This window comes from Finegoldia sp. P1-F-LS, from assembly GCF_052932205.1.
Map to the genome: position 1 here is coordinate 24274 of NZ_JBRFJH010000007.1, position 18757 is coordinate 43030.

An 18757-nucleotide genomic window follows, 5' to 3' on the forward strand; every position below is an offset into this window, starting at 1 on the left:
AACTATGGATTTAATAAAAAAATATGTAAAAAAGAGAAAAGGCTCATATTTTATGTCAATCTTACTGGCAATAATTGGAGTAGTTGCTGGGCTTTTTTCCTATATATACATGGCAAAAATTGTTGTAAACTTAATTAATGGTGCAAATGATATGAGTTTATATACTCCACTATGCATAAATATTTTAATAACATTTGTTATTAAAGAAGTGGCAGCAGGAATATCAACAAGTATTTCCCATACGGCAACCTTTAATTCATTAGGAGAAATTAGAAATGATATTTCTAAGAAACTTTTTAAGATGCCACTGGGAGATGTTCTTTCAAGATCTTCAGGGGAATTTAAAAATATAATTGTTGAGCAAGTTGATTCTATGGAAACATCCCTTGCCCACTTAGTGCCAGAATTTACTGCAAATTTAGTAGGACCTATTCTATTGTTTATTTACATGTTTACATTAGATTGGCGTTTAACTTTATTATCACTAATTCCATTTGTGGTGGGAATGGCTACCATGATGTCTGTTATGAATGCTCATTATAAAGAAATGTTTGGAAAGTCAGTTGCCATTGGTCAACATATGAATAATTCCATTGTTGAGTATATAAACGGTATTGAAGTAATAAAGACCTTTAATCAAAGCGAATCATCTTATAAAAAATATGCTGATGCAGTTTATGATAATGCAAGCTTTTATTATAACTGGATGGGTGAATCTATGAATAGGGTTGCCATAGGTAGATTACTTTCTCCTATGGGAATTATTACAATCATACCCTTTGGGATTTTATTTTATATAAATGGAAGTATTGATTTAGGAAATTTAATTACCTTAATCGTCTTATCCTTTGCTACGGTTTCTAGCATTTTAAAAATCATGAACTATATGGATGATATGTCAAGAATATCAACTATAACTTCTGAAATAGGAAAGATTTTAGATTCAAGAGAGTTAGAAAATATTGGCAATGGAGAAAAAATAGAATCCTATAATATAGAACTTCAAGACGTAGACTTTTCTTACGATGGAAAAAATAAGGTTATAGATAATCTTTCTATGGAAATAAAAGAATCTTCTGTTTCAGCCCTCGTTGGTCCTTCTGGGTCAGGCAAGTCCACAATAGCAAAACTCATTGCTGGATTTTGGAATGTAGATAAGGGATCTATTAAAATTGGCGGAGTAGAAACAAAAGATGTGTCGCTCGAAAACTTGTCTTCACTTATTTCTTTTGTATCCCAAGACAATTTCCTCTTTGATATGACTATAAAGGAAAATATTAGGCTTGGAAATAAGAATGCCTCTGACGAAGAAATTATAGATGTATGTAAAAAATCTGCCTGCCATGATTTTATTATGAATCTATCTAACGGTTATGATACAAGAGTTGGAGAAGGTGGAGGTCATCTATCTGGAGGAGAAAGACAAAGAATATCTATTGCTCGTGCCATGCTAAAGAATGCACCAATCGTAATTTTAGATGAAGCAACTTCTTATATAGATCCCGAAAATGAAGCTCTAATACAAAACGCCTTGGCAAATCTAGTTAAGGGTAAAACTTTAATCATAATCGCTCATAGGTTAAAGACAATTGTTGATGCAGATAGGATATTTGTTATTAAAGATGGCAAATTAAATTCTTATGGTACTCATGAAGAACTATTAAAGTCATCAGAACTTTATAAGGAAATGTATGTTGCAAATTTAAGGGGTGATGAAAATGCTTAATGTGTTTAAAAAGATATGGAATTTTTCAAAAGAAGAACAGGTATATATTAGGAAATCTATTCTCGCTGGATTTTTGCACGCAGTATTTAATGCCCTTGAGTTTGGAGCAATTTACTATATGCTAGTAAATATATTTTCTAAAACTTTAGACTATAAGGCTATCTTTGTTTGTCTTGGAATATTAGTTATATCCCTTGTTGGAAAGATAATGACACAAAAATCATCACAAATGGCACAAACACACGCTGGATATTTTATGGCAGCTCATAAGAGGATAGAAATAGGAGAAAAAATAAAAAGAGTTCCTATGGGTTTCTTTTCAAGCTTTTCACTAGGAAGATTAACTACTATTGCTACATCTTCACTTTCCCAAGCAGAAATGTGGGTGCCTATGCTTTTGGTTCTTGTACTTGGTGGAGTTTTAAATACTTTAGTCTTTGTCCTTGGAACTTTAATTTTTAACGTAAAGGTAGGACTGGTTGCTGTAGCAGGTGTGGTAGTATTTTTCATCGTTACATCAATGATGGAGAAAAAATCATCAGCTAATGCAGACAAAATGACAGAAACACAAACAAGACTTACAAAAGAAGTATTAGCAACTTTACAAGGAATGCAGGTTATAAAATCCTATAATCTTGGTGGAGAAAATAACAGAGCTTTGAGAAAGTCTATAAAAGATACATCAAATATACTTTTAGATTTAGAAATATCTGTAGCACCTTACACAGTTATCCAAAGAATTGTAATGGGAATAACAACAGTAGCTATGGTCTATGTATCATTAAAATTAAATTTATCAGGTGAACTTCCACTTGCTGAAACAATTCTTATGATTATGGCATCCTTTATTATCTTTGAAGGCCTAATAGGGGCAGGATCAAACATGGCAATCCTAAGAGCTTGCGAAAATGCCATAGATTCTGTAGGTTTTATCGACTCTATGCCTGATATGAGAGAAGGAAGTATTACAGAGCCTATAAAAAATCATGATATAGTCTTTAAAAATGTCAGCTTTTCTTATGATGATAGACCAATTTTAAAAAATGTATCAGCAGAGATAAAAGAAAATACTATGACTGCCATAGTTGGTCCATCTGGATCTGGTAAGACAACATTTTGTAATCTTATTGCAAGATTTTGGGATGTAAATTCTGGCGAAATTTTAATAGGTGGAAAAAATATTAAGGATTATAAGATAGAAAATCTTATGAATTCAATTTCCATGGTATTTCAAGATGTATATCTCTTTGAAGATACAATTGAAAACAATATAAAATTTGGAAAACAAAATGCAAGCCATGAAGAAGTTATAGAGGCTGCTAAAAAAGCAAGATGTCATGAATTTATAGAAGCTTTACCAGAAGGATATGACACTATCATTGGTGAAGGTGGAGCAAGCCTATCTGGTGGAGAAAAACAAAGAATCTCCATAGCCAGAGCCATGCTAAAAGATGCGGACATCATAATCTTTGATGAAGCCACAGCAAGTATAGATCCAGAAAATGAAGATAAACTAAAAGAAGCAATAGAATCATTAACAAAAAACAAAACAGTAATTATGATTGCCCACAGACTAAAAACCATTAGAAATGCAGATCAAATCTTAGTCTTAAAAGATGGAGAAATAGCAGAACGTGGAAATCATGAAGAACTGATTAAAAATAATGGACTTTATTCTGATCTTATCAATGCAAAAGCTATGGCGGAATCATGGAAATTAAATAATTGATATAAAAGAAATATTTAAAGTCTTTGAAGAACAAAATATAGATACTTTGACAATGAATGGAGAGTTACTATTAACAATATTAAGTTCAGTAGCTCAACAAGAAGTAGAAAATACCTCAGCCCATGTAAAAAAAGGACTAAAAATGAAAATGGAAAAAGGGGAGCTTATTGGTTTTCAAGGTTGTCTTAGCTATGATTATGACCCTACAACAAAAAGTATCTCTATAAAAGAAGAAGAAATAAATGATAATACTTTAGTCAAAGATTTGAAAAAGTTAGAAAACCAATTAAATAGGATCATTAGTCAAGAAAGAAAGTTAGTTGATCTTCGTTTAGAAGATAGTATAGACGAAGAAGTTTGTGCTAAAAAGTATAAAAAACTTACAAGACAAAAAGAAGAATTACTTGATGAAAAGAAAACACTGGAACTAACAATAAAAGATGAAAGTTTTATTAAAGAAAGACTAAAGCAATTTAAAAAGATCTTAGAAAATAAAGAAATTATAGAGGAATTTAACAGAACAGTAATTGAAAGCATAGTTGATAAAGTCGTGGTGGGCAGAATCGACAAAGACGGAACAGTCCATCCATATGACTTAACATTCTACTTCAAAACAGGAATTAAAGATAGTCAAGATTCTAATAATTTCAAAGATAAAAGAAAAAATGCCAAAGACAATGACACTAATAAATTGTGCTCCCACAAGAATGACGAGGATAAAAAAATTATGTTCCCAAGCAAAAGACAATGCATGTTGAAGCCCTAGCCCTACTTGTCAAGAAGCGAAGCTACACTGAAAAGTAGAGGCAGGTCTCATGCAAAGATTTCCCAAGAGAAGCGGCCGAATAGGAAGCTTTGATTGGCAGGAATCGACTGCTGAAGCTATAGCGTTGATACAAAATATATAAACTTAGAAATCCTGCATTTTAATAAGTTTATAAGCATTTTGTCTTTGAAAAATCTAAAGAAGGATATGTAAAAAAGACTCAAAAAAACTACATGGACGTGAGAGTTGTTTTGCAACTAGTATGAGGAGACACAATAAATATAATTAACTCATTTTGTGCTTTCTACAAGAGTAGCTTAAAAGGCTGCTCTTTTTTTATTAAAGGGTGTAAGGTTTCGTTACATCCTTTTTCAAAAATTAGTGAATTTTATAGAGTAGATTCTAGAATAAGACTTTCTTATTAAATTACAAAAACAATAGAGTTGTTATTATTTTTAAATTTAGATGAAAGTTCAGATACATTTAAGTTAACGTTTTTTCAGAACCAGTATATAAAGCAACTGTAGAATCATATAATACGATTCCAAATAATCCTTTTGAAAGATATTCTATTTCTGATTTATCAAAAAAATATGCTATTTCAGAATCATGTACCAACCTCAAAAAGTTATACCAAAATCTAACGATTGAGAGGTCGGTACATGATTTTCTTGCTGGCTCGTTTTTTAATTGTGATTTATGATTAAAATAAAATTTAATTAATCAGGTCAAAGATAAAGGAAACGTCAAGGCCTTGGTCCTTATTCTCTATAGAAAATTTCCCATCATGCAATTCGGCTATTTGTTTAGAAATAAAAATCCCCAAACCGTGCCTTGTAATATTGGTCAAATCTTCGTCATTAATTCTCTTTATTATATCTTCATCTATCCCACAGCCTTGGTCTAAGACCCTTATAATTAGCTGGTTATCTGGGTTTGAAATTATCAATTCGATTTTCCCCTCAGTATAGGCAAGGGGATTTTTTATGATATTTTCGACCATCCTATAAAACAAGGTTGGATCCATTTTGATTTTTATATCTGGATCTCTTAGCCTATTTTCAAAGACAATTTCTCTTTCGGGATTTTCATTTAACTTATCGACTATGACTTTTCGGATTACTTTTAAGGGGCTTTTTGCCTCAAAATTCTCCTTGTCGATGTTGGCAAGGGACATAGTTAGATTGAGACCTTCTAAAATATTTGAAATTTTTAAAACTTGGTCTTGGATATTTTTTGTATCGAGGTCATTTTTGTTTTCTTTATTAAGTTCCCAGGAAATTTTTGCAAGAGGGGTCCTAACATCGTGGCTAACTCCCCTTATCCACTTACTTTGTGATTTTTTTAAGTTATTATATTTTTCGTTTGCCTTGTTAATTGAAAGGGCGAGGTCTCTTAATTCTCCACTTTCATCTAATTTTTCATAGTCATCTTCAAAAAGCCCATCAATGGCCTTTTGAAAAGGAGCAATATTTTTAAGTATATCCCTTATATCCATCCTGTAAAAAACATAGACAAATATAAAGAATAAAATTACAAAAACTAAAAACATTTCAAAATTAAAAAGCAAATTCTTGAAATTATAATAATTAAAGGGAAACTTATCCAAAGAATTTTTAGGATAAGCAAATAGGATTAGACCATCTTTTAATATGTAGGTAAAGACAGGGTAGTCGGCCAAATAATACCTGGTAAAGCCTGCTACATCAGTAAGGTCAAACTTGTTCTTAACTTCTTTTGGCTTATTAAAACTTTCAACGATTTTTCCATTTTTATTAATTCTTATGGCCCAAATATCTTTTTCTTTTAAAAATTCCTTGTTTTTTTCATTTAGGTAAATACTAGTTTTATTGTCTTCTACATAAGAATAAATCTTGTCGGGGTTTGGGTATTGGTCTTTAAGCCTATAGTTTAGGTAGAGGAAAATCATAAATAAAAATATTAAAAAAAACATTAAAGCTAGTATCCTAATAACAATTTTTTTGAACCTTTTTATTATAAAATCAAACATTATTCATCCTCTTTGACAAGCTTATAGCCAAGTCCCTTTATAGTAATTAAAAGCTTTGGATCTCTTGGATTATCCTCAAGCTTTTCCCTAAGTCTATAGATGTGAGTAATCAAGGTATTTTCATAACCATAGGAATCTTCCCAAATATTTTCCAAAATACGGTCAATAGAGACAATCATATTCATGTTGTCGGCTAGGTAGGCCAGGATTTTAAATTGGGTAGCAGTTAGAGGGATTTCCTCTCCATTTTTTATGAGGATGCCCTTGGACTTATCGAAAATTACCTTTCCTAAATTAATTTTCTCTTCGTTTTTTATATTTTTACTGCGTCTTAAAACCGCATCAATCCTCCAAAGGAGTTCATCAGGGAAAAATGGCTTGACTAGGTAGTCGTCGGCCTTGTTTTCAAAACCTTCCTTCCTATCATCTATCCCATCAAGGGCGGAGAGGATTATGACTGCCATATCGGAAGTTTTTCTTATTTCCTTTAAAAGATCAAAACCACTCCCATCTGGAAGCATCAGGTCAAGGACCACTAGGTCAATTTTGAAATTTGTAAGCTTAAACCTAGATTCTTTGAGGTTTTTGGCGGTATAAATCTTATTAAAACCCTTTTTTTTCAAAAAATTATATAAATTTTCCAATAAATTTGTTTCGTCATCTACTATTAGTATAGAAAAATTATTTCTAAAATCCATTAAGCTCCTCCATGTTATCCTAATTATACACCAGACTTTTGATATTTTGGTTTTTGTGATGTAAAAGTGACCTTGTTTAAAGCTTATCTTTATATGAGCCTGGTATCCTTTTTGTAGGAGGAATAATTATGGAAAAAATCTTAGAAATAAAAAATCTACAAAAATCATATAACAAGAAGAAAGTCCTAGATATTGACTATCTGGAAATCGAACAAGGTTCAATTTATGGCCTAATAGGCAAAAATGGAGCGGGAAAGTCAACACTTATGAAGCTTATACTTGGTCTTGTGAGAAAAGATGGAGGGGATATTAAGGTTTTTGGCCAAGAAGTAAGTCCTAGAAACCAAAAAGACCTTAACAAAAATCTCGGTGCCCTAATTGAAAATCCTTCCTTTTATGACCACTTAACAGGCTATGAAAATCTTGAAATAATTTGCGAGCTTAAGGGAATAGATAAGGCAGAAATTTCAAAAACTCTTGACCTTGTTGGCCTTAATAATGTGGGCAAGAAAAAAGCAAGGGATTATTCGCTGGGTATGAAGCAAAGACTTGGAATTGCAATTGCCCTAATAGGTAGTCCAAAGTTATTGATCTTAGATGAACCTATAAATGGCCTTGATCCTCAGGGAATTGAGGAAATGAGAAACTTATTTAAAAACATAGTGAAAAACACTTCTACAAGCATTCTGATTTCTTCTCATATTCTTGATGAGATGGAAAAAATTTCTACACATATTGGTATCCTCAAGGCAGGGAAATTAACATACAATGGAAGCTTGGAAGACTATAGGAAACTTCATCCACCATTTATTTCCATCCAAACATCTGACAATCAAAAAGCTGCTAATCTTTTAGACTTAGATCAGGTAAGGATAGATGGTAAAAAGATTATTTTGGGCAAAGTTTCTAACCAAAAAATATCTGAAATAGTAAATTTCTTGCACGGAAAGGTTGATATATACAGGATTGAAGAAGAAAAAGAAAGCCTAGAAAAACTTTTTATCGAAGAAAGCAGGTTTTAATATGGCAAACTTAGAAAGAAAAAAATACAAAAGACTTGGGATAAATTTTTTAATACTAATAGTATTTTTCGCTCAAATGCTAATGGTGGCAGGGGTCAGCCATTCAAAATCATTTGCAGAAGGGAATTATCCCCTAGCCTATATCTTAGACACATATCTATTTATTTCCTTATTGATAAATCCGATTTTAATCTCTTCTTTGGTAAAAAAAGTGATTGAAATCGAGGAAAAAAACAAGATGTGGCAGTTGCAAGTAAGTCTTGGAGAAAAAGTAAACTCTATACTCATAAATAAATTTAAAAACCTATCCCTAAAACTAGTTTTATTGCAAATAGTAGAAGCTATTGTCTTTCTCCTATTAGCAAAAAAGTCGGGTCATTTTAATATGGATACTGACATGATATTAAGATTTGCCTTGGTAAATATATCTGCCATATTAATAAATTTATTTTTTATGGGCCTATTTATGATAATAGAATTGAAATCAAAAAGAGTCTATACCCTATCATTTATAGGAATAATAGGCGGTCTTACTGGAGTAATAACCATGCTTACATCAGAGACTCTTGCCTTTGTAAATCCCTTTGCTTGGATGGCAAGTTTATTAAATATTTCTTATGTAAGCGAAGGAGGGAAATTTATCCAGGTTCTAAATCCAATAAATTTTTATACACCAATAATTGCCCTGATCCTTTTAATAGCCTGCCTTGGCTACTTAAAGGCAATGAAAACTTATAATCTATACAAGGACTAGGAGGACTTATGTTAAAATTAGAATTTAAAAAAATAAAATTTACAAATATCTTGTTGGTAAGTCTGATAATTCCCCTACTAGCTAACGCCTTTGGCCTTATAAACTTTATGGGAAATAAGGAAACATTGACCAATGAATGGCAATCTTTGTGGACCCAGGTAAGCTTGTTTTACTTTTCGTTTTTCTACATTCCCTTAATTGCAATCGTAATAGCAAGCCTTTGGGCGACAGAACACAGGGCAGGCCTAAAATTTATTAGACTTAGCCCAAAGAAAAATATGGCCTTTGTGGGAGCAAAATTGATTTTGGCTTTTCTTATAATTTGCCTTTGCCAAATATATTTTCTGGCCCTTTTCTACCTGGGAGGAAAATATATAGGAGGATTTTCGACCATTGATTTTTCTATATATTTTTATTATATAGGCCTTAGCATCTTGCTTGCCCTTCCAATAATTGGGATTTTTGGAGCTCTTTCCATAAGGATAAGGTCTTTTGGGATTATAGTGCTCTTATCTACAATCTTTACCATGTTTGGTTTTGCGAGCGCTTTTAGGTCTTTAAAAATTGTAGGTCTAAGCTTTTTGGCAATAGAGGCTAATAATTTAAGGTTCATAAACCCACATGATTTGGTCTTGCTGAGTGCTTTTGCCCTAGGAGAATTATTCACATTTTTGTATCTTTCTAATAAATTTTTAAAATTTGAAAATAAATAGCTATGAAAAGATATTAAGAAAAAGCTAATAAATTATAATACAAATATAGCCCCAAATTTAAGTTTAAATCTTAATTTTGGGGCATTTATTTCTATATTTTTATTAAATTTCTCCTATAGGAATGTCATAGATGTCTTCGTAGAGGTAGGACTTGTCGATTCCTTTCATGAAAACTTCTCTATTGTCTATTTTATCTGTAAGAGCAGATTGTAAAAATGCTTGATTTCAGGTGTTTACAACCGATATCTTCATGGCGGACAGATAAGCGTATTTATCGATTGTTTCCCAATCTACACATTTTTTAGGTTTTTTTAAGAATAAATTAAGCCAAATCCTATTCGTCCTGCTATTTCCCTCTCTAAAAGGATGGGCTATGTTCATTTTAACGTATTTGTATACAATAACATCGAACATGGTTATGCGTGGAAATGGATTTATGAAAAAGCCATGCCTATTATGGGCCAGGAGCTCTCTTAAACATAATTCTTGATCTTATTCTAATGAAATTAATGGAGAAATATGCAATTGAAGGTGCAGCACTTGCAACTATTACAGCACAATTGGTTCAAACAATAATAACACTCCATTATTTTAATCACAACAATCACAATTCAATTTGTGATGATTGCAAGCTAAATTACGGACTTCACTTGGAAGTTTTCCCTTGTACCTTTTGTAATAAATGGAAAATTTGCTAGCAGATGAATACCCAACAGACTCAGCTATTTCTTTTATAGGCAGTTCGGTATTTAAGAGAAGAGTTTCAGCTACATTCATTCTTTTTCTTTGAGTGTATTCTGTAATGCTTTGACCATATTTTTCTTTGAAAAAATTTTTTAATTTCGTTCCGCTCATTTTAGATATTTTTTCAAGGGTTTTTTGATTTACATTCATGGCGAAATGATCATCTAAGAATCTTGCTACATCTTCAAGTGCTTTATTATCATCAGACTCAATTTTATATTTCTTCCTATTTAAGTATGTGTCAATCACAATACTTACCCATTCATTTGCCTTTGCTTTAAAGAAAAAATCTGCGGCAGGGGCATCCATCTTGCAATTTAATATTTCCATTGCCACTTTTTCCAATGACTTTGTAAGTATTATTTGATTCGTTTCAAGTAAAGATGAATAAAAAGATTCTGGATCTATATTAATGGATGATAGATGTTTCTCCAAAAGTTCTCTTTTAAAGCCTATAGAAACAGCAAGATAATAGCAGTTCTCGTGTAATAAAAATAGGAAGTCATCTTTTATATTATCAAAATCAAGTGTGCATAATGAGTTTGCGGTAAGCGTTTGATAAGGACTGAATTTCTCCCCATTTGCGCTGACTATGTAGCTTGTGTATATTGAAGCGTAATCTGCCATACTATAGGTACTATTTTGAACTACTTCCTCTCTGATATAAAAATCGTGTACATCAATAATGAAACCAGCTCCTTCATAAAACCAATACAGGCCTTCTCCATAAGTTGAGTCTTCTTTATTCCAACAAAAAGTGTGGCCTGCACTTGAATACTTCTTATTGTTTTTACATTCATCTACTTTCATATAATCTTTTACAAAATCATAATATGTCATAATACACCTATCCCTTTTAGACAATGTTCCAATTAGCCTTATTAATTTAAAACTATTGTATTAGTAATTATAACCGATGTATAATAAAAATACAATGATAGGCATTATCAAATAAGTAAATTTATATCTAAAAGGGATATCAAAGAAAGGAGATGTCATTATGAAGATTTACAAAAAACTATTTGCTTATGTACAGGATAAAAAATATTTCGGCTTTTTAGCTATAGTTTTTTCTGCTATATCTGCTGTACTTACGGTATATGGATTTTATTTAATCTACAAATTTCTGGATAATTTAATAATTAATTCAGATTTATCTGGTGCAGAGAGCATAGCATTAAAATCTGTTATCACACTAACAAGTGGAGCAATATTTTATTTTGTTTCAGGAACATGTTCTCACATACTAGGTTTTAGGCTCGAAACAAATTTAAGAAAAAGAGGGATTGATGGCTTAGAGAAAGCAAGTTTTAGGTTCTTTGACTTAAATCCATCTGGTCAAATAAGAAAGATTATAGATGACAATGCAGCGCAAACTCATGCAGTTGTAGCTCACATGATACCCGATAGCTCTCAGGCAATAGTTACACCCGTGCTTGTACTAGCACTCGGCTTTATAGTAAGTATAAGGGTTGGCGTAACTTTGCTTGCTCTTACAATAATCGGAGGATTAATTTTGGGGGCAATGATGGGCGAACAAAAATTTATGCAAATATACCAAGAAGCCCTATCTAAACTAAGTGCTGAAACTGTTGAATACGTTAGAGGAATGCAAGTTGTAAAAATATTTAGAGCAAATGTAGAGTCATTTAAAAGTTTTTACAAGGCGATAAAAGATTACTCAAAGTATGCTTATGATTATTCATTATCTTGTAAAAAACCTTATGTTTGGTATCAATGGTTATTTTTTGGTTTGATTGCAATTTTAATCATACCTATAGTTTATTTTATGACTAGCTTAGGCAGCGCTAAGGTGATTTTACTTGAACTTATCATGATTTTATTTTTATCGGGTGTTCTTTTTGTTTCATTCATGAGAATGATGTGGTACTCCATGTACATTTCTCAAGGCAATTATGCAGTAGATACTTTAGAAGCGCTTTACAAAGATATGCAAAAAGACAAATTGATGCATGGCAATGTCAATAATTTTAAAAACTACAATATAGAATTTGACAATGTAAGCTTTGCTTATAACGATAAAGCTGTCATTGAAAATTTATCCTTTAAATTAGAAGAGGGAAAGTCATATGCATTAGTTGGTTCATCTGGATCAGGCAAATCAACAGTAGCAAAACTTATATCAGGTTTTTACAATGTTAATGAAGGAAGCATAAAGATAGGCGGCGTAGCAATAAGCGAATATTCTGACGAAGCCTTAATTAAAGCTATTTCCTTTGTTTTTCAAGATTCGAAATTATTCAAGAAAACTATTTATGATAACGTCGCTTTGGCTAATAAAGATGCGACGAAAGATGACGTTATGAGAGCCTTAAAATTAGCAGGATGCGATCTGATATTAGACAAATTCCCAGAAAGAGAAAATACAATCATAGGCTCAAAAGGAGTTTATTTATCTGGTGGAGAAAAACAAAGAATTGCAATTGCTAGAGCAATTTTAAAGGATTCCAAAATTATTATTATGGATGAGGCCTCAGCTTCTATTGACCCAGATAACGAGTTTGAATTACAAAAAGCTTTCAAAAATCTTATGAAGGATAAAACAGTTATCATGATTGCACACAGACTATCAACAATTAAAGACCTCGATGAAATACTTGTGATGGATAGCGGAAAAATTATAGAAAGAGGTTCTGACAAGGAATTAATGTCAAAAGACACAAGCTATAAGAGACTGCAAGATATGTTTAACAGTGCAAATGAATGGAGGGTTTCAAATGAAGGAGTTTTATAAAAAAAGATTTGCTCTTACAGATAAAGGAGCAAGAAATTTAAGTAAAGCAACACTGGCCTCATTTTTCGTTTACTGTACAAACATGCTTCCTGCGATATTACTAATGATTTTTGCTCAGGAAGTTTTGGAAAATATGGGCCAAAGCAAGGGATTTTATATAGTATTCTCGGTTTTGACCTTGATAGCAATGTATATTTTGCTTTCTATCGAATACGATAAATTATATAGCACAACATATCAAGAAAGTGCGGATTTAAGGGTAAGAACAGCAGAGAATTTATCAAAACTACCTCTATCATACTTTTCTAAGCATGACATTTCAGACCTATCACAAACAATCATGTCCGATATTGAGGGTATAGAGCATGCAATGAGCCACGCAATACCAAAAGTGGGCGGCATGGCACTCTTCTTCCCACTAATATCCATCATGATGCTAGTGGGCAATGTCAAGATGGGTTTAGCTGTAATTATTCCAACGGTTCTAAGCTTTATATTTATACCCCTATCTAAAAAACATTCAGTTAAGGGAGAGAAAGAATATTATAAGGTCTTAAGAGAAAATTCTGAAAGCTTTCAAGAAAATATAGAGATGCAAATGGAGATTAAAGCATACGGCTTATCAGAGGAAATGAAAGAAAACCTATATGAAAAAATGGATAAAGGTGAAAAAGTGCACTTAAAAGCAGAAATTGCAAACATCTTAATTATGTCACTTTCATCAATTTTTAGCTTTATTTCTCTTGCTGTTGTAATATTTGTTGGCGTAAATCTAATTATTAATAAAGAGATAAGCGCTCTCTACCTTGTAGGTTATTTACTAGCGGCTATGAAGATAAAAGACGCTCTTGATGCATCTAAACAGGGAATGATGGAGATATTTTATTTATCGCCTAAAATTGAAAGATTAAAAGAAATTCAAAATCAAAATTTACAAGAAGGCGAAGACTATAATTTGAAAAAATTTGATATTGATCTAAAAAATGTTGAATTTGCTTATAATAAAGATGCAAAAATTTTAAACGGTGTAAGCTTTAAAGCTAAACAGGGAGAGGTTACTGCTTTGGTAGGAGCAAGTGGCTGTGGCAAAACAACTATCTTGAAACTTATATCAAGACTTTATGATTATGACGAGGGACAAATCCTAATCGATGGCAAAGATATAAAAGAAATATCAACAGAATCTCTATTTGACAAGGTATCAATAGTTTTCCAAGATGTGGTTCTCTTTAATCAAAGCGTTATGGAAAATATTAGACTTGGTAAGCAAGATGCAAGTGATGAAGAAGTTAAAATAGCAGCAAAACTTGCAAATTGCACAGATTTTATAGAAAAAATGGATAAGGGTTTCGATACAGTTATTGGTGAGAACGGTGCTGAGCTATCAGGCGGAGAAAGACAAAGATTATCAATAGCCAGAGCCTTCTTAAAAGATGCACCGATATTGATTTTAGATGAGATAGCAGCAAGCCTTGACGTTGACAATGAGAAAAAAATTCAAGAGTCATTAAATAACTTAGTTAAAGATAAAACTGTCGTCATCATTTCACACAGAATGAAATCCATAGAAAATGCAGACAAGATAGTAGTTCTTGAAAACGGAAAAGTAGAAAGCGAAGGCAAACATGAAGAGCTTTTACAAAAATCAAAAGTTTATAAAAATTTAATAGAAAAAACAAAAATGGCAGAAGAATTTATATATTGAAAGAACTAAAAATGAAACAAAACATGAAAGAACAGTTGTTGACCAAGAAGCCATTGTCTTTAATGTTTCAATTATCTATACCAGCAGTAATTGGCATGGTGGTTATAGGTCTATATCCACTTATGGATGGAATATTTGCTGGACAAATAATTGGTGAGAATGCTATGGCGGCTTGCTCAATAGCTATGCCACTTACATTTTTTAATAATGGGATTGCAACGCTTATAGGGATAGGTTCGGCATCAATTTTATCAAGAGCCATGGGAAAGAGTGATAAAGATACTATAGACAAGCTTATGGGAAATCTTATCTATTGGATTATATTTTTTTCAACGATCATAACAATAGGAGGAATACTTCTAGGACCATATTTTTTAGATTTAATTGGAGCAACAGGAGAAATAAAGGCATTAGGCATAAGGTATTTAAGAATAATATTTCTAGGCTCAAATTTTGTAAACTTTACCCAGTCAGCCAATATGGTTATGCGTGGTGAAGGACTTATGAAAAGAGCAATGAGTATCATGGGACTTGGTGCCTTTATCAATATAGCTCTTGATCCAATACTAATGAAATTAATGGGTGATTATGCCATTGAGGGAGCAGCTATAGCAACTGTAACAGCACAAATAATTCAAGCGGTTATTACTCTTTATTATTTTAAGAGTAAAAGTGAAAATGTAAAAATAAAGAAAATAAAAAAAGAAAAAGATATATCAAAGGAAATGTTTGGAGTAGGAGTATCAGCTATGATCATGCAAGTATTTTTCATGGTTCAACAAACATTGCTTTATAGACAAGCTTTTAGATATGGAGGAGATCCAAATGCAATATTAATGTCTGCAACTTTGAGATTTTATGGATTTTCATTTATACCAATTTGGGGAATGAGTCAGGCATTACAGCCGATTATTGGTACAAACTTTGGAGCAAAACAATACGATAGAGTAAAGGAAACTATGAAGATATTTTCTATAGGAGGAACAGTACTTGCGGCAATTTTTTGGTTACCAGCACAAGTATTTTCAAAACAGTTACTTGGTTTATTTAAAGTAAGTCAGGATATAATTTCAAGTGGGGTTAATAATTTCAGAATGTTCTATTCAGTATTTATTCTTTATGGAATTATGATTATGACAATAACTTTTTTCCAAGCGATAGGGGATGGAAAAAAAGCTGGAATGATTGTAATGTTAAGACAGCTAATACTACTTGTTCCAGCCTTACTTATATTACCAAGAGTATTTGGAGCAGCGGCTGTTTGGTGGACAGAACCAGTTGTAGATTTTACTATGATAATGGTAGGTTTAGCAATGCAAGCAAAGGCTCTTTCAAATATGAATGTAAATGATTAAAAATAAAATAAAAAGAAAAATAAAAATGACAGAAGAATTTATTTATTAGGAGGTTTAAATTGGATAATAAAAAATTAAAAGTCAAAGATTTAGTAAGTATCGGTGTTTTTGCCGTAATTTATTTCGTCTTGATGTTTGGTGTTGGCATGATGGGCATGATCCCAATATTGTTTTTAGTTTACCCAACAGTTTTAGCCATAGTTGCAGGAACTGTAGTTATGTTATTTATGGCTAAGGTTCAAAAACCATGGGCATTATTTATTCTAGGTATGATATCACCGCTTGTGATGTTTGCTATGGGACATACTTATGTAGTTGCAGTCTTATCACTTATAGTAATGACAATAGCAGAATTAATTAGAAAGATTGGTAATTACAATTCCTTTAAATACAATATGCTTTCTTATGCAGTTTTTAGCACATGGATATGTAGCTCTTTAATGCAAATGCTTTTAGCTAAAGAGAAATATATTGAATTATCTATGATGATGGGAAAAGATTATGTTGATGCAATGGAAAAACTAATAACATATCCTCACATGGCCTTAGTAGCCTTAGGTGCTTTTCTAGGAGGAATAATTGGAGCATATATAGGCAAGGCTCTATTGAAAAAACACTTTGAAAAAGCAGGCATTGTATAATGCCTACCTTTTCTTCAAATGTTCCCTTTAACCCCAATCCAATAAGTAAGATATTAGTCGTATTTCTTACAGGCTTAACTGTTGTGCATAGCTTAAACATCCGTTTTGAGCTAGCGATTGTTTGTCTTATTGGGATTTTGTTTTATTTAAATGGATACAAAAAAACACTTTTTAAATGGATAATTTTATGCACAATATTATATGCTTTACCTAATTTTATGGTGCTATCTAATATAAATCCAATAATTAAGATGTTTTTAAGCTTATTTATTATCTTCAGAATGTTTTTATTGCCATTTATGGCAGCTAGCTTCATGATAAAGACCTCTGATGTAGGTGCAATAATTTCATCAATGGATAAGCTTAAAATTCCAAAAAATCTTTCCATACCTATTGCGGTTATGTTTAGATTCTTCCCATCTTTTAAAGAGGAGAAGAAAAATATCAAAATGGCTATGAGAGTAAGGGGTATAAATTTTAAAAACCCAATCAAATATCTTGAATATGTTTCAGTACCACTACTAATTATATCTTCAAACATTGCAGATGACATTGCAAAAGCAGCAGAAACAAAGGCGATAGAAAATCCAATTGCCAAGACTAGATATATTCGAGCAAAGATACAGATAATTGATTTTGTTTATGTATTAGCAGTTGCTGGACTTATTGTGGGAGGCTTAATATGGTAGAAGTTAAAAATCTAAGTCTTGATTATGGCGAAGAGCATATATTAGATGATATATCACTATCAATATCCGAGGGAGAGTGTGTGCTATTTACAGGAAAAAGCGGAAGTGGTAAGTCATCTTTAATAAATTCTATCAACGGACTAGCTGTAAGGTATGATAACGCAAAAACAAAGGGCGAAATAATTATTGATGGTAAAAATATAAAAGATTTGGAGCTTTATCAAATCTCAATGCTTGTCTCAACTGTGTTTCAAAATCCTAAGACATATTTCTTTAATGTTAATACGACATTAGAATTATTGTTTTATTTAGAAAATATTGGACTTGCAAGAGAAGAGATGGACAGGCGTTTAAAGGACATGCTTGAAATATTCCCGATAAAAAATCTATTGAACAGAAATATATTTAATCTATCCGGCGGTGAAAAACAAATTCTTTGCATTGCAGCTTCTTATATAGCAGGCACAAAGATTATTGTAATGGATGAGCCTTCATCGAATTTGGATATTAAAAGCATAAGTATTTTGACACAAATGGTTAAAATACTAAAAGAAAAAGGCATAAGCATAATTGTAGCAGAGCATAGAATTTATTATTTGATGGATATAGTTGATCGTGTATTTTTGATAGATAAAGGCAAACTTAAAAAAACTTATACTAGAAGTGAATTTTTAAAGTTTGATAAAAATGAATTGAACGCTTTAAGTTTAAGGGATAAAGAATTAAGCAAATTAGAAGTTCCTTATTTAAAAGGAGAGGGAGAGTATCAGATAAAAGATCTTAACTACAAATTTACTGATGATGAGTGTTTAAGTGTAAAAGAGATCTCATTTAAGCTTGGGAAAATTTATGGCATAATAGGATCCAATGGACGAGGAAAGTCAACGCTATTAAGATGCTTAATTGGTCTTGAGAAAAAATCAAAAGAAGAAATTTATTTTAAGGGAGAGAAATTATCTAAAAAAGAAAGACTGAAAAACTCTTCACTTGTTATGCAAGACGTAAATCATCAATTATTTACAGATGAAGTATTCAAGGAACTTAGCCTAGGAGTAAAGAATTTTGATGAAGAAAAGGCAAAAATCATTTTAAAAGATTTAGGCTTAGATGAATTTATTGAAAGGCATCCAATGAGTTTGTCAGGAGGACAAAAGCAAAGGCTTGCAATAGCATCTCTTATGTGTAAGGATTCTCCATTTGTCTATTACGATGAACCTACAAGTGGTATGGATTATTCCAATATGATGAAAATATCGGAATTAATCAAAAAATATAGAAATAAAGATAAAATAATTTTTATTGTTTCCCATGATATAGAATTTTTAAACGAAGTTGCAGATGAGATTTTTGAATTGTAAAATAGAGCCTGTTAAACATATCAATAGAACAGGGAGATTATTTATAAATTTCATGATATTTATTTATGGTATTAATATTTTCCGTATCTTT

General features: G+C 31.7%; 15 protein-coding genes and 2 pseudogenes. 13 read left to right on the forward strand and 4 right to left on the reverse strand.

Annotated features, from left to right (window positions below; genetic code table 11):
- Positions 1-4 precede the first annotated feature (4 nt).
- The 3 genes and pseudogenes from ACU68Y_RS06680 to ACU68Y_RS06690 form a co-directional block, all read left to right on the forward strand.
- On the forward strand, positions 5-1726 hold the full coding sequence (locus tag ACU68Y_RS06680) for an ABC transporter ATP-binding protein (RefSeq protein ID WP_446755674.1): 1722 nt from the start codon (positions 5-7) through the stop codon (positions 1724-1726).
- Positions 1719-3455: an ABC transporter ATP-binding protein gene (locus ACU68Y_RS06685; RefSeq protein WP_446755673.1), complete on the forward strand. Its 1737-nt coding sequence runs from the start codon at positions 1719-1721 to the stop codon at positions 3453-3455. The genes ACU68Y_RS06680 and ACU68Y_RS06685 overlap by 8 nt, the downstream gene beginning before the upstream one ends.
- A 22-nt stretch (positions 3456-3477) precedes the next feature.
- Positions 3478-4213: pseudogene (locus ACU68Y_RS06690) on the forward strand (hypothetical protein); the annotation flags it as partial.
- Between the two features lie 723 nt (positions 4214-4936).
- Here the strand turns inward: ACU68Y_RS06690 and ACU68Y_RS06695 are convergent.
- Together ACU68Y_RS06695 and ACU68Y_RS06700 are read right to left on the reverse strand one after the other, a co-directional pair.
- Complete coding sequence (locus tag ACU68Y_RS06695; RefSeq protein WP_446755672.1) at positions 4937-6232, reverse strand: sensor histidine kinase; 1296 nt, start codon at positions 6230-6232, stop codon at positions 4937-4939.
- The gene (locus ACU68Y_RS06700; protein WP_446755671.1) at positions 6232-6930 is read right to left on the reverse strand and encodes a response regulator transcription factor; all 699 of its coding nucleotides are present in this window, start codon (positions 6928-6930) and stop codon (positions 6232-6234) included. The genes ACU68Y_RS06695 and ACU68Y_RS06700 overlap by 1 nt, the downstream gene beginning before the upstream one ends.
- 128 nt (positions 6931-7058) lie before the next feature.
- Between ACU68Y_RS06700 and ACU68Y_RS06705 the strand changes: the two genes are divergently transcribed.
- The 3 genes from ACU68Y_RS06705 to ACU68Y_RS06715 are packed head-to-tail and all read left to right on the forward strand — an operon-like array spanning position 7059 to position 9419.
- On the forward strand, positions 7059-7952 hold the full coding sequence (locus tag ACU68Y_RS06705) for an ABC transporter ATP-binding protein (RefSeq protein ID WP_060790682.1): 894 nt from the start codon (positions 7059-7061) through the stop codon (positions 7950-7952).
- A gap of 1 nt (position 7953) precedes the next feature.
- Positions 7954-8706 carry an ABC transporter permease gene (locus ACU68Y_RS06710; protein ID WP_002839453.1) on the forward strand — a complete coding sequence of 251 codons (753 nt, stop codon included), beginning with the start codon at positions 7954-7956 and terminating at the stop codon, positions 8704-8706.
- Between the two features lie 8 nt (positions 8707-8714).
- Positions 8715-9419, forward strand: coding sequence for an ABC transporter permease (locus tag ACU68Y_RS06715; RefSeq protein WP_012291065.1), 705 nt, complete (start codon positions 8715-8717; stop codon positions 9417-9419).
- Positions 9420-9644: 225 nt separating this feature from the next.
- Here the strand turns inward: ACU68Y_RS06715 and ACU68Y_RS06720 are convergent, their stop codons facing one another.
- Complete coding sequence (locus ACU68Y_RS06720; RefSeq protein WP_080552389.1) at positions 9645-9833, reverse strand: Fic family protein; 189 nt, start codon at positions 9831-9833, stop codon at positions 9645-9647.
- On the opposite strand from ACU68Y_RS06720, the pseudogene ACU68Y_RS06725 reads away from it, so the two are divergent.
- Positions 9814-10013: pseudogene (locus tag ACU68Y_RS06725) on the forward strand (MATE family efflux transporter); the annotation flags it as partial. The gene ACU68Y_RS06720 and the pseudogene ACU68Y_RS06725 sit on opposite strands and share 20 nt — an antisense overlap.
- On the opposite strand, the gene ACU68Y_RS06730 reads toward ACU68Y_RS06725, so the two are convergent.
- Positions 10011-11003: a helix-turn-helix domain-containing protein gene (locus tag ACU68Y_RS06730; RefSeq protein ID WP_446755670.1), complete on the reverse strand. Its 993-nt coding sequence runs from the start codon at positions 11001-11003 to the stop codon at positions 10011-10013. The pseudogene ACU68Y_RS06725 and the gene ACU68Y_RS06730 overlap by 3 nt on opposite strands.
- A 160-nt stretch (positions 11004-11163) precedes the next feature.
- On the opposite strand from ACU68Y_RS06730, the gene ACU68Y_RS06735 reads away from it, so the two are divergent.
- From ACU68Y_RS06735 to ACU68Y_RS06760, 6 genes are read left to right on the forward strand one after another with little or no spacing between them, the layout of a single operon-like run.
- Positions 11164-12918 carry an ABC transporter ATP-binding protein gene (locus ACU68Y_RS06735; RefSeq protein WP_446755669.1) on the forward strand — a complete coding sequence of 585 codons (1755 nt, stop codon included), beginning with the start codon at positions 11164-11166 and terminating at the stop codon, positions 12916-12918.
- Positions 12902-14623, forward strand: a complete 1722-nt coding sequence (locus ACU68Y_RS06740) for an ABC transporter ATP-binding protein (RefSeq protein WP_446755668.1) — start codon at positions 12902-12904, stop codon at positions 14621-14623. The genes ACU68Y_RS06735 and ACU68Y_RS06740 overlap by 17 nt, the downstream gene beginning before the upstream one ends.
- Positions 14624-14634: 11 nt before the next feature.
- Positions 14635-15978: an MATE family efflux transporter gene (locus ACU68Y_RS06745; RefSeq protein WP_154274006.1), complete on the forward strand. Its 1344-nt coding sequence runs from the start codon at positions 14635-14637 to the stop codon at positions 15976-15978.
- 59 nt (positions 15979-16037) lie between these two features.
- A complete protein-coding gene (locus ACU68Y_RS06750; RefSeq protein WP_002839646.1) occupies positions 16038-16619 on the forward strand; it encodes an MptD family putative ECF transporter S component in 582 nt (193 codons plus the stop codon).
- Complete coding sequence (locus ACU68Y_RS06755; RefSeq protein ID WP_446755667.1) at positions 16619-17308, forward strand: energy-coupling factor transporter transmembrane component T family protein; 690 nt, start codon at positions 16619-16621, stop codon at positions 17306-17308. The genes ACU68Y_RS06750 and ACU68Y_RS06755 overlap by 1 nt, the downstream gene beginning before the upstream one ends.
- Positions 17302-18666, forward strand: coding sequence for an ABC transporter ATP-binding protein (locus ACU68Y_RS06760; protein WP_446765329.1), 1365 nt, complete (start codon positions 17302-17304; stop codon positions 18664-18666). The genes ACU68Y_RS06755 and ACU68Y_RS06760 overlap by 7 nt, the downstream gene beginning before the upstream one ends.
- Positions 18667-18757 lie beyond the last annotated feature (91 nt).